Origin of the sequence: Marinobacter subterrani, assembly GCF_001045555.1 — a bacterium.
Classification (GTDB): domain Bacteria; phylum Pseudomonadota; class Gammaproteobacteria; order Pseudomonadales; family Oleiphilaceae; genus Marinobacter; species Marinobacter subterrani.
This window is the reverse complement of record NZ_LFBU01000001.1, coordinates 863,840-887,988: the sequence shown is the minus strand read 5'-3', so window position 1 is coordinate 887,988 and position 24,149 is coordinate 863,840. Positions and strand designations below refer to the sequence as shown.

At 57.5% G+C, this 24,149-nt stretch carries 18 protein-coding genes; 14 read left to right on the top strand and 4 right to left on the bottom strand.

Annotated features, from left to right (window positions below; translation table 11 throughout):
* The first annotated feature begins 61 nt into the window (after positions 1-61).
* Positions 62-298 (top strand): hypothetical protein, encoded by a 237-nt coding sequence (locus msub_RS04090; protein WP_048494830.1) that lies wholly within the window; start codon positions 62-64, stop codon positions 296-298.
* A 17-nt stretch (positions 299-315) separates the two neighbouring features.
* Here msub_RS04090 and galU read toward each other — a convergent pair whose 3' ends face one another.
* Positions 316-1,155 carry a UTP--glucose-1-phosphate uridylyltransferase GalU gene (gene galU, locus msub_RS04085; protein ID WP_048494829.1) on the bottom strand — a complete coding sequence of 280 codons (840 nt, stop codon included), beginning with the start codon at positions 1,153-1,155 and terminating at the stop codon, positions 316-318.
* Positions 1,156-1,493: 338 nt separating this feature from the next.
* Between galU and msub_RS04080 the strand changes: the two genes are divergently transcribed.
* From msub_RS04080 to prpF, 11 genes are all read left to right on the top strand, one after another.
* Complete coding sequence (locus msub_RS04080) at positions 1,494-2,642, top strand: ShlB/FhaC/HecB family hemolysin secretion/activation protein (protein WP_048494828.1); 1,149 nt, start codon at positions 1,494-1,496, stop codon at positions 2,640-2,642.
* 141 nt (positions 2,643-2,783) lie between these two features.
* A complete protein-coding gene (locus msub_RS04075; protein ID WP_053077934.1) occupies positions 2,784-4,331 on the top strand; it encodes a glucan biosynthesis protein G in 1,548 nt (515 codons plus the stop codon).
* A gap of 25 nt (positions 4,332-4,356) precedes the next feature.
* Entirely contained in the window at positions 4,357-4,641 is a 285-nt protein-coding gene (locus tag msub_RS04070; RefSeq protein ID WP_048494827.1) for a hypothetical protein, read from the top strand.
* Complete coding sequence (mdoH, locus tag msub_RS04065; RefSeq protein WP_048494826.1) at positions 4,634-6,745, top strand: glucans biosynthesis glucosyltransferase MdoH; 2,112 nt, start codon at positions 4,634-4,636, stop codon at positions 6,743-6,745. The genes msub_RS04070 and mdoH overlap by 8 nt, the downstream gene beginning before the upstream one ends.
* A gap of 46 nt (positions 6,746-6,791) precedes the next feature.
* On the top strand, positions 6,792-8,393 hold the full coding sequence (locus tag msub_RS04060; protein WP_082146529.1) for a glucan biosynthesis protein: 1,602 nt from the start codon (positions 6,792-6,794) through the stop codon (positions 8,391-8,393).
* On the top strand, positions 8,369-9,511 hold the full coding sequence (locus msub_RS04055; protein WP_048494825.1) for an AI-2E family transporter: 1,143 nt from the start codon (positions 8,369-8,371) through the stop codon (positions 9,509-9,511). Before msub_RS04060 ends, msub_RS04055 begins: the two co-directional genes overlap by 25 nt.
* Before the next feature lie 104 nt (positions 9,512-9,615).
* Positions 9,616-10,296 (top strand): GntR family transcriptional regulator, encoded by a 681-nt coding sequence (locus msub_RS04050; RefSeq protein WP_048494824.1) that lies wholly within the window; start codon positions 9,616-9,618, stop codon positions 10,294-10,296.
* A 164-nt stretch (positions 10,297-10,460) separates the two neighbouring features.
* Positions 10,461-11,348: a methylisocitrate lyase gene (prpB, locus tag msub_RS04045; protein WP_048494823.1), complete on the top strand. Its 888-nt coding sequence runs from the start codon at positions 10,461-10,463 to the stop codon at positions 11,346-11,348.
* Positions 11,349-11,895: 547 nt separating this feature from the next.
* Complete coding sequence (prpC, locus tag msub_RS04040) at positions 11,896-13,026, top strand: bifunctional 2-methylcitrate synthase/citrate synthase (RefSeq protein WP_048494822.1); 1,131 nt, start codon at positions 11,896-11,898, stop codon at positions 13,024-13,026.
* A 198-nt stretch (positions 13,027-13,224) separates the two neighbouring features.
* A complete protein-coding gene (gene acnD, locus msub_RS04035; RefSeq protein ID WP_048494821.1) occupies positions 13,225-15,822 on the top strand; it encodes a Fe/S-dependent 2-methylisocitrate dehydratase AcnD in 2,598 nt (865 codons plus the stop codon).
* A gap of 168 nt (positions 15,823-15,990) precedes the next feature.
* Complete coding sequence (gene prpF / locus msub_RS04030; protein WP_048494820.1) at positions 15,991-17,169, top strand: 2-methylaconitate cis-trans isomerase PrpF; 1,179 nt, start codon at positions 15,991-15,993, stop codon at positions 17,167-17,169.
* A gap of 80 nt (positions 17,170-17,249) precedes the next feature.
* Here prpF and msub_RS22020 read toward each other — a convergent pair whose 3' ends face one another.
* Positions 17,250-17,885: a PEP-CTERM sorting domain-containing protein gene (locus msub_RS22020; RefSeq protein ID WP_082146407.1), complete on the bottom strand. Its 636-nt coding sequence runs from the start codon at positions 17,883-17,885 to the stop codon at positions 17,250-17,252.
* Positions 17,886-18,465: 580 nt separating this feature from the next.
* On the opposite strand from msub_RS22020, the gene msub_RS04020 reads away from it, so the two are divergent.
* Positions 18,466-19,281 carry a THxN family PEP-CTERM protein gene (locus msub_RS04020; RefSeq protein ID WP_048494818.1) on the top strand — a complete coding sequence of 272 codons (816 nt, stop codon included), beginning with the start codon at positions 18,466-18,468 and terminating at the stop codon, positions 19,279-19,281.
* A 133-nt stretch (positions 19,282-19,414) separates the two neighbouring features.
* Here msub_RS04020 and msub_RS04015 read toward each other — a convergent pair whose 3' ends face one another.
* Both msub_RS04015 and msub_RS04010 read right to left on the bottom strand, forming a co-directional pair.
* On the bottom strand, positions 19,415-20,245 hold the full coding sequence (locus tag msub_RS04015) for a PEP-CTERM/exosortase system-associated acyltransferase (RefSeq protein ID WP_048494817.1): 831 nt from the start codon (positions 20,243-20,245) through the stop codon (positions 19,415-19,417).
* Between the two features lie 119 nt (positions 20,246-20,364).
* Complete coding sequence (locus tag msub_RS04010) at positions 20,365-21,987, bottom strand: FAD-binding oxidoreductase (protein WP_048494816.1); 1,623 nt, start codon at positions 21,985-21,987, stop codon at positions 20,365-20,367.
* A 605-nt stretch (positions 21,988-22,592) separates the two neighbouring features.
* On the opposite strand from msub_RS04010, the gene prpD reads away from it, so the two are divergent.
* Entirely contained in the window at positions 22,593-24,077 is a 1,485-nt protein-coding gene (gene prpD / locus msub_RS04000; protein ID WP_048494814.1) for a 2-methylcitrate dehydratase, read from the top strand.
* The last annotated feature ends 72 nt before the right edge of the window (positions 24,078-24,149 follow it).

Genomic DNA, 24,149 nt, shown 5'->3' with positions numbered 1-24,149 from the left:
TTCACTTCGCACGGCATTTTCCGGGACATTGGTCGCGGTTGGAATGACGAGGTAATTGGCCATGCAGCACATGCAATCCATTCAGCACTGGGAGCCAGAGGAGCCTGAATACGACGGGCAACTGGAGCTGCCCGGGATTGCCCTCGATAAAAGTGACGATCTTCTGGTGTCGCTGGGTGAACTTGAGGAAGAGCTGGAGCGGGCCAGGCTCACACTAGAGGAGACGGAACTGCTTCGCCGGTTCCGCAGGACAAGTGCGGAAAACCGGCGAATGGTTCTTCAGATTCTGGGCGGCTGACGGCCCGCGCCTTCCGCCTACTTTTTGCCTTTCTTGTATATGTTCTCGTAAACGTAGTTGGTGGCTTCCACAAAGCCATCGATGCTGCCACAGTCAAATCGGCGGCCCTTGAACTGATAGGCCAGCACACACCCGTTTCTGGCCTGTTCCAGCAGGGCGTCGGTGATCTGCACCTCACCGTTCTTGCCCGCCGGGGTGCGCTCGATAATATCAAAAATGTCCGGCGTCAGAATGTAACGGCCGATAATCGCCAGGTTGCTCGGTGCATCCTTGGGTGCCGGCTTCTCGACCATGTCGGTGATCCGGTACAGGCCATCCTTCATGGACTCGCCGGCAATCACCCCGTACTTATGGGTTTCGTCCTCGGGCACTTCCTCTATGGCAACAATCGAGCAGCGAAACTGGTTGTAAAGCTTCACCATCTGCGCCAGAACACCGTCTTCGCCTTCGGGGCCGATGCAGAAGTCGTCGGCCAGTACCACCGCAAACGGGTTGTCGCCCACCAGGTTGCGGCCGGTGAGAATGGCGTGGCCAAGCCCTTTCATTTCGTTTTGCCGGGTGAAGGCGAAGGTGTTGTGATCAATCAGGTCGCGGATTGAGGTCAGAAGGTCTTCCTTGCCGGAGCCGGCAATCTGGTGCTCCAGTTCGTAGCTGATATCGAAATGATCTTCAATCGCCCGTTTGCCCCGGCCGGTGACAAAGCCAAACTCGTGAATGCCGGCTTCCGCAGCTTCTTCAACGCCGTATTGCACCAGTGGCTTGTTTACCACGGGCAGGATTTCCTTGGGCATGGCCTTGGTGGCGGGCAGGAATCGGGTGCCGTAACCGGCAACAGGGAACAGACACTTTTTGATCATAACGCTTGTCCTTAATTTCGTTGAGGTCACGGCCTGTGGGCGCTGCGTGACGCCATTACGTCAGCTTGTTCACTGCTGGTCAATCACAAAGTGTGCCGAGTTTAACCAAGTTGCTGAACGAAATGCAGGGGGACAGAGGGTAATTGTAACCAAGAGTGTGTCTGTGTTGCCGCTAGCCGGCCGTCTGCAACATTAAGATACAGCTTTCACATGTATCTATAAGATACTGTTTTTAAATAACATTAAAATTGTAAATTTTAGCAATACGCTGTGGCTTACCGGGCCTGTGACACTTAAAGTGTTGGTAATTCTTTGAGTGACCTCCCGAGGCGTTTCTTGTGCGAATTTATTGTTTTCTTGCACTGTTGTGGTGCGCGCCGGCCGGCGCTGTCTCCCTGGCAGAGCGGGTACCGGTAAACCCGACCGCCTGGGACCTCTATCCGGAGAACCTGCTCAAATCGGTTTCCCGTTTTCTGGCATCACACCTCCAGTTCTCAGGCAATTCGGACCAGAGCGATGAGCAGGCGAAGGGCCGCCTGAATTTGGCGGGCAACAATGTGATCTGGTCCAGCCATGATATTGCCCTCGATTTCAGGGATTCGGCGTCCCGTCAGGATGGGAGCGACTCCCAGACCCTCGTGTTTCGATATTCCCTTCCGGTAGCGGGCACTGATTTTCAATTGGCAATGGAAGACTCACGGCATTCCGGCGTGGTGGAAAGCGCCGGGCAGCAACTGGATGCCCAGGGCGAATACGAGGGGCTGACGATTTCCGGAAGCCGCTCGCTTTGGTCCTGGCAGGGTCTGCAGCTTGATAGCCTGTTCAGCCATTCGAAGGGCACGAGCCGGTCGTTTGAAGAATCGATGTGGGTCTCTGATTCCACGCATGAAATTTCCCGTCTTGGCGTGCGATGCTCCGGAGAGCGGGAACTGCCGGGGGGCTTTATGGCCGGATCGAGCCTGACCGCGCTGGGCGGCTGGGAAACCCGGGAATCCCTGAGCACAACGGGGTCTTCCTCAGAGGGCAATCGGTTCCACAAGCTGGCGCTATCCGCATCGCTGAACCGGTCGTTCTACACCTGGGATCTCGGCGTCGCTGGCCGCTATCAGTTCGCGCCGGATGATCTGGCCTCGTCGGAATACCTGCAGATTGCAGGGCCATCGATGATGAAGGGGTTCAATGGCCAGTCAATGTATGTCTCGGAAGGCGGGTGGGTTCGTCTGAACGCCCGTAGCCCGGGTTACTCCATGCCATTCACAGACGCCGTCAATTCCTTCCTTATGGTCTCGGTTCTCAAGGGCTGGGCGTCAACCTCAGGAGCAGGTCAGGACCGGTTTCGCGCCAGTACCGGAGAAATCTCCCTGCGCCTTCAGGGGCAGGGTTTCCACGCCAGCATGAGCGTTGGCCAGATTCTGGACCTCTCCGGCCAGGCGATGCAGCGACCGGCCAGCCCAGACATTTCCCTGTCCATGTCAGTGGGAATCTAAGGCCTCCCATACCCGGATTGGCCCATAACCCCGGGTCCCTTCGTAGTTATTGTCCTTTCAATGCCGTTACGAAGATGTCACTTGAGACCATGTCCGCATGAAGTGCTACATTTAAGTACGGGAAAACAAGGAATTTTCTGCATGAAAGGATCAGCACTATCAATTACCGGCCTGTTGGCTGGTCTTTTGTTTGGGTTACCGGCCATCGCCAATGCATTCGACTTTGAGAATGTGGCGGCGCAGGCCGAGGTACTGGCCCAGAAGGATTACAAGGCTCCGCCGCTGGCACCGGAGTTTCTCAGGGCACTGAAATACCCGGACTATCAGACGATTCGCTTCAAACCGGAAGCCAGCATCTGGCGTCTGGGTCGGTCGCAGTTTCAGGTAATGATGATCCCCCAGGGGAGCTTTTATTCCCACGCGGTAAAACTGAATGTGATCGACAGTGAAGGGGTCCACCCGCTGGAGTTCGACAAGACCGTTTTCGATTATCCGAACCCGGAACTGGCGAAGCGCATCCCGGCAGACCTTGGCTACGCCGGGTTCAAACTGACCTTTCCGCTGGCCGGCAAGAATATCCAGAACCAGTTTCTGGTGTTCGGTGGCGCGAGTTATTTCCGGGCCGTGGGGGCAGGGCAGCGATTCGGGCTCTCGGGGCGCGGTGTTGCGGTGGATACCGGGTTGCCCTCGGGCGAGGAATTTCCATCGTTCACGGAGTTCTGGCTGGAGCGCCCTGCAGCGGGCAGCGACACCATGGTGGTATATGGCCTGCTGGACGGCCCCAGCCTGACCGGCGCGTACCGCTTTGTGATTCGGCCCGGCGCAAGTACCCGGATGCAGGTGACGGCACAACTTTTTTTCCGGAACGACATCCGGCAATTGGGGCTGGCGCCTCTTACCTCCATGTTTTACTACGGCGACAACACGATACGGCCCAGGGGGGAATGGCGGCCCCAGGTTCATGATTCGGATGGGCTGCTGGTTCATGATGGCGCATCCGGTGAGTGGCTCTGGCGCCCGCTGCTGAATCCCTCGCAATTGCAGTTGAGCTTTCATCAGGTGAAGCAGTTGGCGGGATTTGGTTTGGTTCAACGTGACCAGAAATTCCACCAGTTTGAGGACAGCGAGGCGCGTTATGATCTGCGACCCAGTGCCTGGGTTCAGCCAAAGGACAACTGGGGGGCAGGGTCAGTGGTGCTGGTCGAGATTCCAACCAATGCGGAAAGCAACGACAACATTGTGGCATTCTGGAAATCGGACCAGGCAGTGAAGGCCGGCGAACAGCGCCGGTTTGAATATGCCCTGGCGTTCGGACGGCCAGAGGTTACCGGCCACCCCTCCGGCCGCACCATGCAGACCTTTCTCGGCGACGGTAACCGGCCGGGCGGTGGTGAGGGAGCGGGAGCCTACCGGTTTATCGTCGACTTCCAGGGCAAACCACTGGACGGCCTGCGGCCGGATGCGGCGGTTGTCAGCCAGGTAACCGGCGGCGAAGGCGTTGAGGTGATCGAGCACTTTGTTGAATATATCGAAGCCAGTAATGTCTGGCGGCTTTCGATTCTGGCACGGCCGGACGTGGCCAAGCCACTGACGTTAAGAGGGTTTCTCAGCCTGGACGACCAGCCGCTGACCGAAACATGGACGTATTCACTGGCGCCATCGACGGGCTTGCGGGCCAACCCCGAATAACGCCGGTGACGAAAGGAGGTATTTCATGGCAGATCAGACCCTTCAGCGTGTCTTCGTGCGGGTGTTCAGCTATCTCGCAGAATCCGGGGTCGAAATGACCCGGGCCCGCAGCCGCACCCTGCTTCAGCTTATGGACGATACACTGGCCGAGTCCGGGCAACCGGAAGCAGCCGGCCGCCTGAGCGAGACGGACCTGCTCGTCCAGACCATGGATCGGCTCCCGGCCTATTTCCCGATCGAGGAGGAGGCACTCCCGGCACCCAATCCGCCGCTGTGTCGCGGCAGCATCGGGTACCCGACTCATGGTTAAGACCTCCGGTGTTACCGATGCGCCTCGTCATCGCTGGCGTGGCGTTGCCTTTTTCCGTCGCAGCCTGCTGATTCTTTTTGTGCTGGGGCAAACCGCCGTCGCCTGCTATTACCTGCTCTGGGTTTTGCCCTATCACGGTGGCACCTGGCTGGAACTGGGCATGACGGCATTGTTCGCGATCCTTTACGCCTGGATTGCGATTGGCTTCTGGACCGCTGTACTGGGCTTTGTGTTGCGCCTGATCGGTGGCGACCGGCACGCTCTGTTGCGGCGCCACAGTAGCGAAGCGCTGGCTGATACGCCCCTGGCAAAAACCGCCATCCTGCTGCCCATCTACCATGAGCCGGTGCACTGGACCCTGAGTGGCCTGAAGGCGGTTTATCGGGACATAGAGCGTACCGGCCATATCGAGCACTTCGAGTTCTACATTCTTTCCGACAGTCGCGACCCGAATGTCTGGCTGGAAGAGCAGGCAACCTGGCACGCGCTGGCCAGGGAACTTGGCGCAGAAGGGCGGCTGTTTTACCGGCGACGCCCGGTTAACCTCAACTACAAGAGCGGCAATGTGGCGGACTTTCTCCGCCGCTGGGGGCGCCGGTGCAAATACATGGTGGTGCTGGATGCCGACAGCCTGCTGAGCGGCGAAACCGTCGTGCGCATGGTCCGTCTCATGGAGCGTGAGCCGGGCGTCGGAATCCTGCAGACCAATCCAACCATTATTAACGGGCAATCCCTGTTTGCCCGGCTCCAGCAGTTCGCCAACCGTTTTTACTCAACGCTGTTTGCCACTGGCCTGGCTGCCATACAGATGGGCGACGCCGCGTTCTGGGGCCACAACGCGATCCTGCGCGTCGAGCCCTTCATGAAACACTGTGGCTTGCCCAAACTGCCCGGCTTCGGGATATTTGGCGGGCCGATCATGAGCCATGATTTCGTTGAAGCGGCCTACATGGGGCGGGCTGGCTACGAAATCTGGCTGGAGACCGGGCTCGGCAACAGTTTCGAGGAGTCACCACCGACACTGGCGGATGAGTTGTCCCGGGACAATCGCTGGGCCAAGGGCAACCTGCAGCACCTCTGGGTGATGCTTCGGGAACCGGGATTGCGATTTGCTCACCGCATGGCCTTTCTGAACGGGATCATGGCGTACGTGGCGTCTCCGCTCTGGCTCGGGTTTCTTATCCTGACCACGGTGGAAGCAGCCCGAATGACACTTTCACCGATCGAGTATTTCCCCGAGGGCCGGGTGGGGCTGTTCCCGCTCTGGCCCGAGTGGCGGCCGGAGTGGGCGCTGAGCCTGGCGCTTACCACACTCTCCCTGCTATTTCTACCCAAGTTCCTTGCCATCGTTGATGCGGTGCTGCACCGGTATGCCCGGAAATACGGTGGCTTCCTGAAATTGTTCGCCAGTGTTCTGCTGGAAATCGTTATCTCGGTCCTGCTGGCGCCGGTACGGATGTGGGCGCACAGCCGTTTTGTGGTTGGAGCCTTGCTCAACCTGTCACTCACCTGGGCCGGCCAGAACCGGACCGAGGAAACCACCTGGCGGGAGGCCCTGGTCACTCAGTTGCCTGGTATGTTGCTGGGTGGTTTCTGGTCGGCGTTTGCGTGGAGTCTGGATCCGCTTTTTTTCCTCTGGTCGCTCCCCGTGGCAATACCCTTGTTACTGGCGGCCCCGACAGCCGTGTTCCTCAGCCGCACCGGGCCGGGCAGCTATCTGAGGGACCGGGGCCTGCTAAGCATTCCGGAAGAGCTCGAGGCCCCCTTGCCGCTGCTGGAAGATGCCCGGCGGTTCCGGGCGGCCGAGGCCGGTGACCATTTGCTCAGCCCGTTCGAGCAGGCGGTCCTGGTGCCCCGGCTTAATCGTCTGCACCAGGCCCTGGCCCGGAATCACCGCCGGGGTCCCAGACGCGCAGAGCTTGAGGCCTCTGTGCACCGATGCCTGAACCGTGGGGCTGAGAGCCTGAGCAGCGGCGAACTGAGTTTTCTGGCCCGTGACCGGGCGTCGCTCGAAGAGTTGCATGCCGGCGCCTGGCGTGCGCCTGACAACAGCTATTGGGGGCAGTGTATAGGGCGCAAGAATCGTCCCCAGGGCCCTCTTTAACTTCCGGCAGTTGTACGTTCAAAACCTCAGAGGAGACAGGGTAATGATGGATAGACGGACACTGGTCAAGGCGCTGGCCACGTTAATGGGGGCCAGTGCACTTCCCGTGGCACCTTTTGTGTTCGGGGCGGGTATCAAGCCCGTGTCTGGTAGCGATCCTCAGCCGTTCAGTTATGCCTGGCTGAAAGGCAAGGCCCGGGCACTTGCCGGTGAGGATTATGTTTCCCACGAAGGGGAGTTGCCGCAATCGCTCCGAACACTTTCCTGGGATGATTACCAGGCCATCAGCTTCCGGGCAGACAAGGCCCTCTGGCGTGATACGGACAGCGCCTTCCAGATCCAGCTGTTCCACCTCGGGCTCTATTTTCTGCAGCCGGTCAGGATCCACGAGGTAATTGATGGCCAGGCGAATGAGCTGGCGTACCGCCAGGACCTGTTCAAGTATGGCGGGGAGCAGCCCCTGGGAAATCTGCCGGACGATCTGGGCTATGCCGGGTTCCGGGTTCACTATCAAAACAACTTTGCGCTAGACCTGGCGGCTTTTCTGGGTGCAAGCTATTTCCGGGCCGTAGGATCCGACATGCAGTACGGCATGTCGGCCAGGGGGCTGGCGATTGATACCGGTATGAATCGCCAGGAAGAGTTCCCACGGTTCTCGGAATTCTGGCTGCAGAAGCCCGAGCCGGGCAGTCATCTTCTCAGGGTGTGGGCGCTTCTGGATTCACCGAGCGTCACAGGTGCCTATGCATTCGTTCTGGACCCGGGGCGAAATATGGTGATGGATGTGGATGTCGCACTGTACCCGCGAACTGAAATACCAAGAGCGGGTATTGCGCCGCTGACCAGCATGTATCAGGTGGGCGAGAACAGCCAGCGCATGGACTACGACTGGCGGCCGGAAATTCATGATTCCGACGGGCTGGCAATGCACACCGGCAGCGGGGAGTGGCTTTGGCGGCCATTGGTGAACCCGACGAACCTGCGGTTCAACAGTTTTCAGGACAACAACCCCCGGGGTTTTGGGTTACTGCAGCGCGACCGCAACTTCGACCACTACCAGGATGATGGGGTATTCTACAACCTTCGCCCGAGTGTCTGGGTGGAACCCCGGGGCGACTGGGGGCAGGGCAGCATTGACCTGGTGGAGATACCGACCGTTGACGAAACCTTCGACAACATCGTGGCATTCTGGCATCCGGAAAAACCCTTGCTGCCGGGCCAGGAGTACCTGTTCAGTTACCGGTTGCACTGGGGCGAGCAGCCGCCGGTAAGACCCTATGAACTGGCAACGGTTCAGGCAACGAGGACCGGGCTTGGCGGTGTTATTGGCCAGGACCGGACCTATTTTTCCTGGCGTTTTGCCGTCGACTTCGCCGGCGGTGCCCTCGAGATGCTTGGCGACAATGCCGAGGTAGAACCTGTGATCAGTGTCAGCCGTGGAGACGTCGAGATCACCTCTGCCCGGCCATTGTCGTCAATCAATGGCTATCGCGCCATGTTCGACCTGGTGCCCGGCGACTCCCTCGAGCCCATCAATATCCGGCTTTATCTCCGGTTGGGTGACGAACCGCTCACGGAAACCTGGATTTACCAATACACGCCGCCTCCGGAACAGGAAAGGGCATGGCCATGGAACCAAGGGAATTAACACCAGAGCCTGAACGCAATGTCACCCCGAGGGTGAACATCCGCAGCACCGCAATGGTCATCCTCACCAGTGTTGCTGGCCTGTATTTTATCTCCTGGGCACAGGCGGTGCTGCTTCCTCTGGTGGTGGCCATTCTCATCAGTTATGCCCTGGATCCCATGGTGACTGGGCTTGAGAGATTCCGGGTCCCACGGGTCCTCGGTGCCCTTCTGGTATTAACTATTGTGGTGGGCACGATTGCCGCTGCGAGCATCCCTCTGCACCGTGAAACCCTGGCGATACTGGAGAAAGCGCCCCTGGCCATCGAACGGTTCCAGCGGGAAGACGCCCGCGCGGCGCCTGAGGAAGAGAGTGTCATGGAAAAGGCGCAGGAGGTGGCCAAGAAAATCGAGGACACCTCCAAGCAACAGGATGAGAAGGTGGCAAAGCAGCAGCCGGATGTGATGCGAGTCAGGGTGGTAGATAAGTCGTTCAGTGTCTGGCAATACCTGATGCAGGAATCCTCTACGATACTGGTAATGACTTCCCAGGCTTTTTCCGCCCTGTTGCTGGTGTTTTTCATGCTTTCGGCGGGGCGGCTCTACAAGCGCAAAGTGGTCAAGTTGTCGGGGCCGGCATTCCATAGCATGCGCAAGGCTGCGCGGATCATGAATGAGTTCCACAGCCAGGTGCGGCGTTTCCTGTTTGTGATGCTTCTGGGCGCTCTTTTTGTGGGCTTTTTTACCTGGCTGGCCTTCTTTTTACTGGGAATGGAGCAGGCTGTGTTCTGGGGCGTGGTCGCCGGTGTGGCAAGTGCAGCGCCATACCTGGGGCCGTTTCTGGTGTTGGTTGGTTCCGGCGTGGCAGCATTCATTCAGTTTGGCTCTCTCGATATGGCGGTCATCGTCGCCGGTGCCTCGCTCGTGGTTACCAGCATTCAGGGGAACCTGCTGCTGCCCATGCTCACCAGCCGCGTCTCCAGCCTTAACGAAGTGGCGATCTTCATCGGCCTGCTGTTTTGGGGCTGGCTCTGGGGGCCGGTGGGGCTGATCATTGCGACGCCCGTACTGATGATCATCAAAACGCTCTGCGACCACGTCAGCAATCTGAAGGCGGTCGGGGAGTTACTGGGCAAGTAGGACGCTGTGTCAACAACTGAGCAATCTTTAGCCTGTGGATTGTTGACAATAAGTATCCATAGGCGTAAGTTTTGGATTAATTCAGTCACTATTGTTGACAAAGCATGGCCGATACCACGATCCAAACCTATACCCGCGCTGACGAAGCCTTTGATTGTCTGCAAACAGCCATTGTTAAGGGCGACCTCATTCCCGGCGAAAAAATCGGTGAAGTGGAGCTCTGTTCCCGTTTCAACCTTACCCGCGGCCCCTTGCGGGAGGCGCTCGGGCGCCTCGAATCCCGTGGGTTACTGGTACGCCGGCCGCATGCCGGGGTAAAAGTGGTCTCCGTGAGCGCCTCTGAGTTGATGGAGCTCTACCGCATTCGGGAAGTGATGGAAGGGCTGGCCGCTCGCCAGGCCGCCGAACGCATGACCGACCAGGACATTGCTGATCTTCAGGCCACGCTCGACAGCCACGAACGGATGATCGACGAAGCCCAGGGCCAGGCCTATTACCAGGCTGAAGGCGATTACGACTTCCACCACCGCATCGCCACCGGCAGCCGCAATACCAAACTGGCCCAGATGCTGTTGGGCGATCTGTACTACATGGTGCGGATGTACCGTTACCGGTTAAGCACCTCCACCGGCCGCCCCCACCGGGCGCTGGGTGAACACCGCCGTATCGTCGAAGCCATTGCCCAACGCGACGGCGAACTCGCCGAATTTCTCATGAAACGCCATATAAACGCCGCCCGCCTGAACATCGAGAAAAAGATCCAGGAAGGCGACATAACGATCTAACGTAGGTCGGATTAGCCCAAGGCGTAATCCGACAAACCAAAATCAGACCCCGTAGGTCGGATTAGCCAAAGGCGTAATCCGACAAATAAACTCAGACCCCGTAGGTCGGATTAGCCAACGGCGTAATCCGACAGAAAGAATCCAAAAGAGAAGAGGCCAGCACCATGTCCACAAAACTCAGCCCCGGCGCCCGCTTCCGCAAGGCCCTGAAAGAAAACCAGCCCCTGCAGATCGTAGGAACCATCAACGCCTACGCCGCCATGATGGCTGAAAAAGTCGGTCACCAGGCCATCTACCTGTCCGGCGGCGGCGTCGCCAATGCCTCCTACGGATTGCCGGACCTGGGCATGACCACCATGAATGACGTCGTGGAAGACGTGCGCCGCATCACTGCCGCCACCGACGTACCCTTGCTGGTCGACATCGACACCGGCTGGGGCGGAGCTTTCAACATCGCCCGCACCATCCGCGAGATGGAACGCGCCGGCGCAGCCGCTGTCCATATCGAAGACCAGGTTGCCCAGAAGCGCTGTGGCCACCGCCCGAACAAGGAAATCGTGTCCCAGGACGAAATGGTTGACCGTATCAAGGCCGCTGTGGATGCCCGTGAAGACGAAGACTTCTTCATCATGGCCCGTACCGATGCGTTCCAAAAGGAAGGCCTGGACGCTGCCATTGAGCGCGCCAAGGCCTGCATCGAAGCCGGTGCCGATGGCATCTTCGCCGAAGCGGTCACCGAGCTGGAGCACTACAAGGCCTTCGCCGAAGCCCTGGATGTGCCCATCCTGGCCAATATCACAGAGTTTGGCGCCACACCGTTGTATAACCGAAAAGAACTGGCCCAGGCCGGCGCCGATATGGTGCTCTACCCACTCAGCGCCTTCCGGGCCATGAACAAGGCGGCATTGACGGTGTACCAGAACATCCTGGAGAAGGGTGACCAGAAAGATGTGGTAGATCTGATGCAGACCCGGATGGAGCTGTATGATTTCCTGAACTACCACGATTTCGAGCAGAAGCTGGATCAGCTGTTCCAGCAGAGCAAAGGTTAATGAGGTTTGTCGGATTACGGCTCCGCCTAATTCGACCTACAAAACTACAAAACGCCGGCATTGGAGATGTGGTTTGTCGGATTACGGCTTCGCCTAATTCGACCTACAAAACTACAAAACTCCGGCATTGGAGATGTGGTTTGTCGGATTACGGCTCCGCCTAATTCGACCTACAAAACTACAAAACGCCGGCATTGGAGATGTGGTTTGTCGGATTACGGCTCCGCCTAATTCGACCTACAAAACTACAAAACGCCGGCATTGGAGATGTGGTTTGTCGGATTACGGCTTCGCCTAATCCGACCTACAAAACTACAAAACTCGGGCATTGGAAATGTAGGTCGGATTAGCCGCAGGCGTAATCCGACAACCACCCCCGAGGTCGAGGAATGTGAACCTGGGGTCAGAAGAACGCTTTCTTCTGCCCCCGCCTTTAAGACTGACAGTAATCCGACAACCCAATCCAAAGTTAAGCAACAAATCAGTAGGTCGGATTAGCCCAAGGCGTAATCCGACACCCCAAACAAGATAAAGATGGGAGACAACAATGGCTGAAGCAAAAAAACTCGGCGGCGCCGGCCTTCGTGGCCAGGTAGCTGGTGAAACCGCACTGTGCACTGTCGGCAAGAGCGGCGCGGGCCTGACCTACCGCGGCTACGACATCGCGGATCTGGCCGAGAAGGCCCAATTCGAGGAAATCGCGTACCTTCTGCTGCGAGGCAAACTGCCGAACCGCCAGGAGCTGGACGCCTACGTCAAGAAACTGCAGAACCTGCGTGGCCTGCCATATGCTCTGAAAACCGTTCTGGAGCACATTCCCAAGGACGCACATCCGATGGACGTGATGCGCACCGGCTGCTCCATGCTCGGCAACCTGGAAACCGAACAGGACTTCAGCGAGCAGGACGACAAGATCGACCGCATGCTGGCGGTGTTCCCGTCAATCATCACCTATTGGTACCGCTTCGCCCACGAAGGCGTTCGCATCGAGACCGAAAGTGATGTGGATTCCATCGGCGGTCATTTCCTGGAACTGCTGCACGGCAAGAAGCCCAGCGAACTGCACGAACGCGTGATGAACGTGTCGCTGATTCTCTACGCCGAGCACGAGTTCAACGCCTCCACATTCACCGCGCGCGTCTGCGCCTCCACGCTGTCTGATATTCACAGCTGCGTCACCGGCGCCATCGGCACCCTGCGCGGCCCGCTGCACGGTGGTGCCAACGAAGCCGCCATGGCACTGATCCAGCGCTTCCAGACCCCGGACGAAGCCGAAGAAGGCCTGATGGGCATGCTCGAGCGCAAGGAAAAGATCATGGGCTTCGGCCACGCGATCTACAAGGATTCCGACCCGCGCAACGCCATCATCAAACAGTGGTCCAAAAAGCTGGCGGACGAAGTGGGCGACACCGTGCTGTATCCGGTCTCCGAACGTTGTGAAGAAGTCATGTGGCGCGAGAAGAAACTGTTCTGCAACGCCGACTTCTTCCACGCCTCGGCCTATCACTTCATGGGCATCCCGACCGAGCTGTTCACCCCGATCTTCGTGATGTCCCGCGTGTCCGGCTGGACCGCCCACGTGAAAGAGCAGCGCGAGAACAATCGCATTATCCGTCCAAGCGCCGATTACACCGGCCCGGCGGATGCCAAGTGGGTGCCGATCGACGAGCGGCCGTGAATTGAATTAAGGCCTGAGTGTCGGATTACGCCTTCGGCTAATCCGACCTACAAGCCAGCGTCATCTTCCAAGTAGGTCGAATTAGGCGAAGCCGTAATCCGACAAAAACTAATCCGACCTACGGGTTAGCGCCATTATCCAAGTAGGTCGGATTAGGCGAAGCCGTAATCCGACAATACCAGAATCAGGGTACCGCCCATGAACACCAACTACCGCAAACCCCTACCAGGCACCGACCTGGACTACTTCGACACCCGCCAGGCCGTGGAAGACATCCAGGCCGGCGCGTACGACAAACTCCCGTACACCTCCAAAATCCTGGCCGAACAGCTGGTCCGCCGCTGCGATCCCGAGGTGCTGACGGATTCCCTGAAACAGCTGATCGAGCGCAAGCGCGATCTGGATTTCCCCTGGTACCCGGCCCGCGTGGTCTGCCACGACATCCTCGGCCAGACCGCGCTGGTGGATCTGGCCGGCCTGCGTGACGCCATCGCCGAGAAGGGCGGTGATCCCGCCAAGGTCAATCCGGTGGTTCCCACACAGCTGATCGTGGATCACTCCCTGGCCGTTGAGCACGCCGGTTTCGAGAAAGACGCGTTCGAGAAGAACCGCCAGATCGAAGACCGCCGCAATGACGACCGGTTCCACTTCATCAACTGGACCAAAACCGCGTTCAAGAATGTGGACGTGATTCCGCCGGGCAACGGCATCATGCACCAGATCAACCTGGAGAAGATGTCTCCCGTGGTGCAGCGCCGTGACGGTGTCGCCTTCCCGGACACCTGTGTCGGTACTGACAGCCACACCCCGATGGTGGATGCCCTCGGCGTTATTTCTGTGGGTGTAGGCGGCCTGGAAGCCGAGAGCGTGATGCTCGGCCGCGCCTCCATGATGCGGCTGCCCGATATCGTCGGTGTTGAGCTGACCGGTAAAATTCAGCCGGGTATCACCAGCACAGACATGGTACTGGCGATTACCGAATTCCTGCGCAGGGAGCGCGTGGTTGGCGCTTATCTCGAATTCTACGGCGAAGGCGCTGACAGCCTCACCGTAGGCGACCGCGCCACCATCTCCAACATGACCCCGGAATACGGTGCTACGGCAGCGATGTTCTACATCGACGGCCAGACCATCGACTACCTGAAACTGACCGGCCGTGAGGACGATCAGGTGGCCCTGGTAGAAACGTTCGCCAAGGAAACCGGCCTCTGGGCCGACAGCATGAAGAACGCGGAATACGAGCGTGTGCTGAAGTTCGACCTGTCCAAGGTTACTCGTACCCTGGCTGGTCCTTCCAATCCCCATGCGCACCTGCCCACATCCGAGCTGGCAGAGCGCGGCATTGCCGGTGAGTGGGAACAGGAAGAGGGCAAGATGCCGGATGGCGCCTGCATCATCGCCGCCATCACCAGCTGCACCAACACCAGTAACCCGCGCAACATGGTGGCCGCTGGCCTGATCGCCCGAAACGCCAACAAGCTGGGCCTGACCCGCAAGCCCTGGGTGAAGACCTCCCTGGCGCCGGGCTCCAAAACGGTCAAGATGTACCTGGAAGAAGCCAAATTGCTGCCGGAACTGGAGCAACTCGGTTTTGGCGTGGTGGCCTTTGCCTGCACCACCTGTAACGGCATGAGTGGCGCTCTGGATCCGAAAATCGCCCAGGAAATCATGGATCGCGACCTGTTTTCCACCGCGGTGCTCTCCGGTAACCGGAACTTCGACGGCCGGATTCACCCCTATGCCAAACAGGCATTCCTGGCGTCGCCGCCGCTGGTGGTGGCCTATGCAATCGCCGGCACCATCCGCTTCGACATCGAAAAAGATGCCCTGGGCTACGACAAGGACGGTAACCCCGTCACCCTGAAAGACATCTGGCCGGACGATGCGGAAATCGATGCCATCGTGAAAGCCAGCGTGAAGCCGGAACAGTTCCGTAGCACCTACATCCCGATGTTCGACATCACCCGGGATGCCCAGGCCAACACCAACCCGCTGTACGAGTGGCGCCCGCAGAGCACCTACATCCGTCGCCCGCCGTACTGGGAAGGCGGCATGGTCGGTGAGAAAACCCTCAAGGGTATGCGCCCGCTGGCCGTGTTACCGGACAACATCACCACCGACCATCTGTCGCCCTCAAACGCGATCATGATGAACAGTGCCGCCGGTGAATACCTGCACAAAATGGGCGTGCCGGAGGAAGACTTCAATTCCTACGCAACCCACCGTGGTGACCACCTGACAGCCCAGCGCGCTACCTTCGCCAACCCGAAACTGTTCAACGAAATGGTCCGGGACGAAAACGGCAACGTGAAGCAGGGCTCCCTGGCCCGCATTGAGCCGGAAGGCAAGGTTGTTCGCATGTGGGAAGCCATCGAAACCTACATGGAGCGCAAGCAGCCACTGATCATCATCGCCGGCGCCGACTATGGCCAGGGCTCATCCCGGGACTGGGCCGCCAAGGGCGTTGCCCTGGCCGGTGTAGAAGCCATTGCAGCCGAAGGCTTCGAGCGGATTCACCGGACCAACCTGATCGGTATGGGCGTAATGCCCCTGCAGTTCGAGGAAGGCACCACCCGCAAGACCCTGGCCCTCGACGGCACCGAAACCTACGACGTAGAAGGCAGCCCGGCGCCCCGCGCCGAGCTCACGCTGGTCATCCATCGGAAGAACGGCAGCACCGAACGCGTGCCCGTGATGTGCCGCCTGGATACCGCTGAGGAAGTCTCCATCTACAGTGCTGGCGGTGTGTTGCAGCGGTTTGCGGAGGATTTCCTGCAGTCCGAAGGGGCTGCGTAGCCTGAAAAAATGTCGGATTACGGCCCTTTGGGCCTAATCCGACCTACGCCATGGCTATAGCCAAACCAACGTAGGTCGGATTAGGCAAAGCCGTAATCCGACAATGAAACCGCCCCATGTAGGTCGGATTAGCGCAGCGTAATCCGACAAAAAGCCAAAAGGTACCCCATGCCTAACAAGCCACAAATCAAAATCCCCGCCACCTACATGCGTGGCGGCACATCAAAAGGCGTCTTCTTCCGCCTTCAGGATCTCCCGGAAGCGGCACAAACCCCGGGCGAGGCAAGAGACAAACTCCTGCTTCGCGTAATCGGCAGCCCGGACCCGTACCAGAAACAAATCGACGGCATGGGCGGCGCCACTTCCAGCACCAGCAAAACCGTGATCCTGGCGGAACCCACCCAGCCGGGCCACGACGTTGACTATCTGTTCGGCCAGGTCTCCATCGACAAGCCGTTTGTGGACTGGAGCGGTAACTGCGGCAACCTCACCGCCGCCGTAGGCGCTTTCGCCATCAACAGCGGCTTTGTCGGCAAAGACCGGATTCCGGAAAACGGGACCTGCACCGTGCGCATCTGGCAGGCCAACATCCGGAAAACCATCGTCGCCCACATCCCCATCACCAACGGCGAAGTGCAGGAAACCGGCGATTTCGAGCTGGACGGTGTCACATTCCCAGCAGCCGAAGTACAGGTGGAATTCATGGATCCGGCCGATGGCGAAGGCTCCATGTTCCCCACCGGCAACCTGGTGGACGACCTGGAAGTACCCGGCGTCGGCACCCTGAAAGCCACCATGATCAACGCCGGCATCCCCACCATCTTTGTTAACGCCGAAGACATCGGATACAAGGGCACCGAGCTGCAGGACGACATCAACTCCGACCCCAAGGCCCTCGCCAGGTTTGAATCCATCCGGGCCCATGGCGCGGTGCAAATGGGGCTGATCCAGAACATCGAAGAAGCGGCAAACCGTCAGCACACCCCGAAAGTAGCCTTCGTGGCGAAGCCTGCGGATTACGTGTCCTCAAGCGGAAAGAGCATCGGAGCCGGGGATGTGGATGTTCTGGTCCGCGCTCTGTCCATGGGCAAACTCCACCACGCCATGATGGGCACGGCTGCCGTGGCCATTGCTACGGCATCGGCGGTTCCGGGAACCCTGGTGAACCTCGCCGCCGGCGGGGGAGATCGCACTCATGTGACCTTCGGCCATCCTTCCGGCACCTTGCGTGTTGGGGCGGAAGCAAAGGAAGTGGATGGTCAGTGGACGGCAACCAAAGCCATTATGAGCCGTAGTGCGCGGGTTTTGATGGAGGGTTGGGTGAGGGTGCCCGGAGACCGTTTCTGAGTCGGAATTTACAAACCTGCAGCGAGAGATTGCGGGGGAGTTGTCAACGGGGGGCCTGGCGGCACCCCCGTAGGCTGGGCTCAGCTTTTACGCCGGGCCATGCCCATACCCAGCAGGCCTAACCCCATAAGCGCCAATGTGGCGGGCTCAGGCACCGCCGTCACCATGATGTCGTACCCGGTGCTTCCACCGTGGTCCTCCCGCAGAAGTTGAAGATAGTGCGTTCCTGCACCCAGCACAGTGCCAAAGGAATATTCCCCGGGGCTGGAGCCACCGCTTGCCATGGCACCAAACTCGAAATTACCGTTGATCCAGGCAAAGATCCCATTGTCTACGCCAATATCAACCGTAATGCTTGCTGCCTTATCCAGAATGAATTGATAGACAATGGCTGTCTCATCATTAACCGTCCAGCTTCCGGGGATCGGGGTGTTTGGGCCGCTCCAGGTTCCCGCCGTGAAATCAGCACCAAGCCAGTTACCCAGGTTTGGGGTCAGGGAGAGATCCGGCTCGGGCAGCGGGTTGACAACGGGGTCTCCCTCGCTGACTCCTGCACCCGGAAACGAAGAGGACAGCGGGCCGTAGGTTTCTGCCAGATCCCCCAAGCCGTCGTTGTACCAACCGGTCGTGTTGTTATCAATAATAATGGTGGCAGATGCCGCGCTGGCAAACAGTGTGAGCGCGGTACCCGCCACCAATTGATCAATCCTTCTCATAAGGCAACTCCAACTATCGAATGGATGTCCGAGTCAGCGACATAGCAAATTTAGGGCCTTAAAAAAATAAGACATATAAAACAATGGATTGTCGGCATAATTGATGGCGGGAATTGCAATTGTGTAAGGAAAGTCGACAGGTAGGAGCGGGCTTTCAGACTGAGCCCTGCCTCAAGTATAACGCTGGCTGGTGCATAGCCTGCACCTTTGACCACAATATAGATCAACCTGGCTTTTACGGTGTCAGGTTAGTTTACATTCCTTGTGGCGAGCCTTATTTTTAAAGACATTCTTAATCCTGAAATTACTAAAAAAAGGCTTATCTAAACACCTTTCTTCTGATTGCTTCCTTCGAAGCCCTTATAAAAAATACATAGCGCCTGAAGCGATGTATTTGTGCTCTCTGAATGTCGAAGATGCTTACACCTTGCTCTCAAGGCCAATGGAATTTTGACGATAGTTTACTGAAAGATAAAAGATTTAATTTCATGGCATGGCTGATGCTTATAGGTTAGGGACCGCTGACGTGCGTACTTGAAGTCCAGCAACTGACAGCGTCATCAATCAAGGAGAGATTATTATGAAAACTGCATTTAAAAGAACCCTTCTATCGGCTCTTGTCGTACCCTTTGCTCTGGCGGCGCAATCTGCCAGCGCAGTGATGATCACCGACTGGGGATATGAGGTTGACAGCGTATTCTCCAACTGGACCCAGACAACCGGCGATGGATCTGTTACAGCCACTGACTCTGACCGCAAGCTGTCTTGGGGCGTTGGTTCCGGACCACAGTCGTCTGTCTCGATCACTGATGTTGCTGAGCCGAGTGGTCTGATGACCAACGGGGGTTTCGTAGACGGTGGGGTATTCACCCACACCAACAATACGCTCCCAGCCAGTGGCGCGGCGCTGGCCAGCTTCGATCTGACTTCGACGCTGACCCTGACTCCGTTTGCACCTCCTGGCGATCCGCTGCCCCCAACATCGACTAAGTTCATCAGCTTCTTCAATGAAACGTTGAATAATGGAAACTGTGTCGACGACTCAGTCTCCAACTGCGATGATATCTTCACGATCGACAACTTCGAGGACCTGGGCGCTGTGGATAACGGTTCAGGTGGCTTCCAGTTCGCCTCCTCGTTCATTCTCGATGATTACAAGTATACAGTATTCCTTGAACTGATCGGGTTGGCCGTTCTGGATGATGATGCCTGTACAGCAGCGGGCGCTGCCTCCGGATGCGTTGGTCTTCTGACCGAAGAGGGAACAGCCAATCATTTCGATACCCGCTTCAAGATCACAGCGGTAGAAGTGCCTGAGCCAGGCACCCTGGCTCTGCTGGGCATGGGCCTTGCCGGCCTTGGACTGGCACGCAGGAGAAAAGCTGCAAAGGCATAAAGTCTGAATAGAAACAGCATTCAGATGGTAATGCCGGTAAAAAGCCCCCGCTAACAAGCGGGGGCTTTTTCAGTCTTGGCCAGCGCCCAAAGCAAAGTCACTGGGGGCCAGCGAGCATCGCTCAGGTGCAGGATCAGGCAACCTGTTTCTCGTTTTCCGCAAAATCAGTATCCGGCTTTGCAGGCAAATAACGTCCATTGTCCGTAATGAGAGACCAGACATCCGGGCGTCGCCTTCTTATACCTTCAATCAGTGAGGCTGCCTCGGTGAAAGCCGGGCGACGGCGACCGTGATACTCAATCAGCGGGCCCACATGATCAAACTCCACACCAAATCGCTTTAACAGGCGCAGCTGGGCGGGTTCCATCACAGCAATCCAGTGGGTTATGCCGTGTCTGACCGACATCTGGAGGATGCCGGCGAAAAGTCCGAGGCTGATGTAGGGCATGGCGCGTTTGCCGTTTTCCGAATCGCTGTAGCAGACGAAATCGCTGATGCCTGTGCCGGATTCGTCCTCGTTCAGGCGCCGCCGAAACTCCCGGCTGACGGCCATCCGTGATATCTCCGCGACCTTTTCCCGGCGTGCGCCTGCAAAAGCCTCCTGGGCGTGCTGGTTCATCCGGTGGATGCAGGGGGCTTCCATCGGAAAGTCGGCCTGGTCCGGGTTATCACCCGCCATAACGAGACGAACAGTGGCAACGCTGTCGCCGGTCATTCGGTGGCGAATCAGCGCGTGAGCCGATCGCAGGTCATATGCATCGTGTTCGCGTTTATCGGCGAAGCAATTGGGGTCCTCGAATGGCCGGTCGATGCAGTAAACCTGGTATCGCACTTCGAAGACCTTGTTGATTGCCTCTTGTGAGGTTGCTAACTCGACATTGAATACCGAGTTGAAAATGGTACTGACGTCTTCATGACTTTGTTGATTTTCTGTTTCTGGACGAAGTGCAAACCCTGAGTTCATTTTCTGGCCCTCGTTCTTCCCCATTCAGGGAGCTGTTGTAGCGATAGTCGCAGTGAGAAAAAGCGCCGTCTAAACTCCATTTGATGGCGTACTACGGGCGTATCGGAGGTTACAGCGCATCAGACCTCGGAACGCTTGATCCTGGGCACGTAACGTCCTGGTGCCAGGATATAATTGGGGTCGACTGCGGCTTTCAGTTGACTGGCAAGTCTGGAGAAAGCCGAGCCACCGGAATTCAGTGTGCCCATGGCGTCGATGTTGAGTCGGTAGGGCAGGAAGCCTTCCTTCTGGCCGGCGTCATACAGAGCCCGATAACACTCGTTGGCACGGGCTGTCGCATCGGGATCCCGGCGATCAAAAAGCAGTGGAACGGTGGAGTCGAAGCAGCGGTCGTTTACCGTCGTCAAGGTAATCAGCGGATTGACTCCATACTGCGGACAAATTCTCTCGATCATATTGATATAGCGGCGAACGTCGCCCCCGCGTATCGGAACCAGCGGTGCGAACCAGATGAGACCACAGCCATCCCTCGCAGGGTTTTTGGGCTGTCCCGGCTGGGGGAGGGTGCCCGAGCGCCAATAGGCCAGGGCCAGCGCAACATCATTTGGCGCGCCGTGCATGATTTCCAGCGCGCCGGAGAGCGTGTCTGCCATGCCTCTCACCCTCGTTGCCAGCCGGGGAGGCAGTACGCGGGAAAGACTGCGCGCCACGCCAACCTTTCGCCTGTTGATAAAGACGAGGCGGTCGGTCACCGGCCCGAGCAGGCGCCGTAATGTGCGCCGGGCCGCTCGGGCGACTTCCTTCGAGGCATAGATAGCGCCAACCCCACTCCACGCCGGAACGCCATGACTGTTGGCGAGACTTTTCACTTCGTCAGCAGGCAGAACGCCATCAACGGCCCGGTCTTCAGGGAAGGGCGTCATCATCGAAAGCATGCGTTGGCTGTTGAGCAGGTTAATCGCGACAACTGAACCGCCAAGCGCGCGCAACACAGCCCTGACGGTCGGCACCAGCGCTTCCAGTTTTGCGTCGTCTTTGGTGGAAAAGAAAAACGCCGTCACGGTTTCAGGCGCCGGCGCGAGGGCAATGGTCATTTTCACAACCACGCCGAAGTTCCCCTGGCTGAAAAGGCCGTCGAGATAGGGGCCGACGCCCCACTTGAAAAGTCCGTCCACTTCTTCGCCACCAAGTTCGCTGAGTGACGTGCGGTACAGGGTGCCATCGGGCAGGATCGCTTCAATTTTGGTCACGGCTGCAAAATGGTCAGTAATCGGAGTGATGCCGTAACCCCGTTCAAGCGCGTTACCCAGAATGCTGCACGTGGGCCCGGCACCGGTTACCGGCACCAGGTAATTGCCATCATGGCGGTCCAGGAATTCTCTCAGGGCGCCCTGGGTTACACCGGGTTCAACCGTGACAACGCCCATTTCGGCATCAAACTCGGAAATTCGGTCGAGCCGGCTGAGGTCAAGGATGACGCAGTCATCCTCAACCGGGTTGGCACTGCCATAGCCCCAGTTATTGCCGGTACTCACCGGATAAACCGCGACACGCCATCGTTGCGCCACCTGCAGAACCGACGCGACCTGTTCCTGGTTAGCGGGGCGGAGTACCGCAGGAATAGTGCGTTTTGCCCCTGTCGTGGATGCGCCAAACTTCGCTGCACCCGCCGCGATGACTCCGGATTCATCCAGAATGGTGGCCCATTCGGCAAGTGCAGATGCTATGGCGGTGCTATTCACTGGCGTTCCCACGATATATAGATAATTCCATGAATGCTTGGTTAAAGTTTGCTAACGGGTTGTTCATTAATAGCGGAAAGATTATAGGCGAGAAAATGCTGGCAAAACCACGTTGTACCATTACGGCTTTGAAAACGATTGATTTTAAAGAACTGAAGAACAAACAAATAGTTGAAGTTAAATTAGGGAAGTTTCCCACGAGACTATTCATTAAAATATTTTAACGGTTTCTGAGGCCATCTCTGTATAAATATCATAACCATTTGATTTAAATAACTTTTCTTTCTATAAATTTAATCAAATGCAGTTAACGTTAACAGGTATTTTAACTCTACAGTTGGTTTGATTTATATGTAACTAAATTGATACAACATTATATTTATTGTTGTCAGAATAATTTACACATTTGCTGACTTAATGTAATCCGGTTTAAAAGAAGATGCTTCAGGCTGAGAGAGGTGCACGTTAAGGCTGATGAAAAAACCAGTCTTGATGACCGGAAGTAATTGCTGCGACACACGTCTTTCTATTGTCAGCCTTTGGGCCTTGGTGCCAGGTGCGCTAGTCTGTGATGAGCAGACACAAGAATCGAAGGAGCCGCCGCCATGTCAGCAACGTTCGATATCAACGACCGCCCGGATTACGACGACCTCATCCAGGCCATCGCCGATTACACCCTCAACTACCAGGTAAAAAGCAAAGAGGCCTGGAACACCGCCCGAAACTGCCTGATGGACACGTTGGGTTGTGGCTTGCTGGCCCTGCGCTTTCCGGAATGCACGAAACACCTGGGCCCGCTCGTCGAGGGCACGGTCGTTCCTCACGGCGCCCGGGTTCCCGGAACCTCCTTCCGGCTGGATCCGGTGAAGGCTGCCTGGGACATTGGCTGCATCATCCGCTGGCTGGATTACAACGACACCTGGCTGGCTGCCGAGTGGGGCCACCCCTCTGACAACCTGGGGGGGATTCTGGCGGTGGCCGATCACCTTTCCCAGAAACGGGTGGCTGACGGCAAGCCGCCTTTGATCATGAAAGAGGTGCTGGAGGCCATGATCATGGCCCATGAAATCCAGGGGGTACTGGCGCTTGAGAATTCCTTCAATCGGGTAGGGCTGGATCATGTGGTGCTGGTAAAAGTGGCGTCGACTGCGGTTACCGCAAAACTGATGGGCGCTAACAGGGAGCAACTGCTATCGGCTCTGTCCCACGCCTGGGTGGATGGCCAGTCATTGCGAACCTACCGCCACGCGCCCAATGCCGGCTCCAGAAAATCTTGGGCCGCCGGGGATGCCACGTCCCGGGCTGTGCGCCTGGCCGATATTGCCATGCGCGGAGAAATGGGCATTCCGAGCGCCCTCACAGCCCCTCAATGGGGCTTCTATGACGTTCTGTTCAGCAAAACCAACAAAGATCAGAAGCTCAAGCCCGAGGATAAGCGCCAGTTTTCGTTACCCCAGGAATTCGGCTCTTACGTGATGGAGAATGTTCTTTTCAAAATCTCCTTCCCCGCGGAGTTTCACGCCCAGACAGCGGCTGAGGCGGCAGTCACCCTGCACCCCCAGGTTAAAGACCGACTCGATGAAATTGATCGCATAGTCCTCACTACTCACGAATCCGCCATCCGCATCATCTCCAAGCAGGGCAAGCTGGCCAACCCGGCGGATCGGGACCACTGCCTGCAGTACATGGCGGCGGTGCCGCTGATCTTTGGCAACCTGACGGCCGAGCACTACGAAAACAGCTTTCATAAGGCCAACCCGATCATCGACAGAGTTCGGGAAAAAATGGAAGTGGTGGAAGATGAGCGCTACAGCCGGGAATATCTGGAAGAGGACAAACGCTCCATCGCGAATGCCATTCAGGTGTTTTTCAAGGATGGCAGCAGTACGGACAAGGTCGCGGTTGAATACCCCATCGGCCACCGTCGCCGGAGGAAAGAGGGGATTCCGCTACTGGAAGGCAAGTTCTATACGAACCTCGCCACGCGGTTCCCCGGCCAGCGTTGCGAAAGGATTGACCAGCTCTGCAGGAACCAGAAAGCGCTGGAAGCGACACCGGTTCATGAATTCGCGAGTCTTTTTGTGATCTGACTTCAAATCAGGGTTGTCAGGTTCTTTTACAGTAGGGCAGGTGTGTTTGTTTACTGGCGATTGCAGTTACAG

Bases quoted from the DNA above. Each gene is read 5' to 3' on its own strand.
- prpB (WP_048494823.1), top strand. From the start codon at position 10,461: ATGTCCACAAAACTCAGCCCCGGCGCCCGCTTCCGCAAGGCCCTGAAA.
- msub_RS04015 (WP_048494817.1), bottom strand. From the start codon at position 20,245: ATGAACTCAGGGTTTGCACTTCGTCCAGAAACAGAAAATCAACAAAGT.
- acnD (WP_048494821.1), top strand. From the start codon at position 13,225: ATGAACACCAACTACCGCAAACCCCTACCAGGCACCGACCTGGACTAC.
- prpC (WP_048494822.1), top strand. From the start codon at position 11,896: ATGGCTGAAGCAAAAAAACTCGGCGGCGCCGGCCTTCGTGGCCAGGTA.
- msub_RS04090 (WP_048494830.1), top strand. From the start codon at position 62: ATGCAGCACATGCAATCCATTCAGCACTGGGAGCCAGAGGAGCCTGAA.
- msub_RS04055 (WP_048494825.1), top strand. From the start codon at position 8,369: ATGGCCATGGAACCAAGGGAATTAACACCAGAGCCTGAACGCAATGTC.
- mdoH (WP_048494826.1), top strand. From the start codon at position 4,634: ATGGTTAAGACCTCCGGTGTTACCGATGCGCCTCGTCATCGCTGGCGT.
- msub_RS04060 (WP_082146529.1), top strand. From the start codon at position 6,792: ATGGATAGACGGACACTGGTCAAGGCGCTGGCCACGTTAATGGGGGCC.
- galU (WP_048494829.1), bottom strand. From the start codon at position 1,155: ATGATCAAAAAGTGTCTGTTCCCTGTTGCCGGTTACGGCACCCGATTC.
- prpD (WP_048494814.1), top strand. From the start codon at position 22,593: ATGTCAGCAACGTTCGATATCAACGACCGCCCGGATTACGACGACCTC.
- msub_RS04070 (WP_048494827.1), top strand. From the start codon at position 4,357: ATGGCAGATCAGACCCTTCAGCGTGTCTTCGTGCGGGTGTTCAGCTAT.
- msub_RS04020 (WP_048494818.1), top strand. From the start codon at position 18,466: ATGAAAACTGCATTTAAAAGAACCCTTCTATCGGCTCTTGTCGTACCC.
- msub_RS04075 (WP_053077934.1), top strand. From the start codon at position 2,784: ATGAAAGGATCAGCACTATCAATTACCGGCCTGTTGGCTGGTCTTTTG.
- msub_RS04050 (WP_048494824.1), top strand. From the start codon at position 9,616: ATGGCCGATACCACGATCCAAACCTATACCCGCGCTGACGAAGCCTTT.
- msub_RS22020 (WP_082146407.1), bottom strand. From the start codon at position 17,885: ATGAGAAGGATTGATCAATTGGTGGCGGGTACCGCGCTCACACTGTTT.
- prpF (WP_048494820.1), top strand. From the start codon at position 15,991: ATGCCTAACAAGCCACAAATCAAAATCCCCGCCACCTACATGCGTGGC.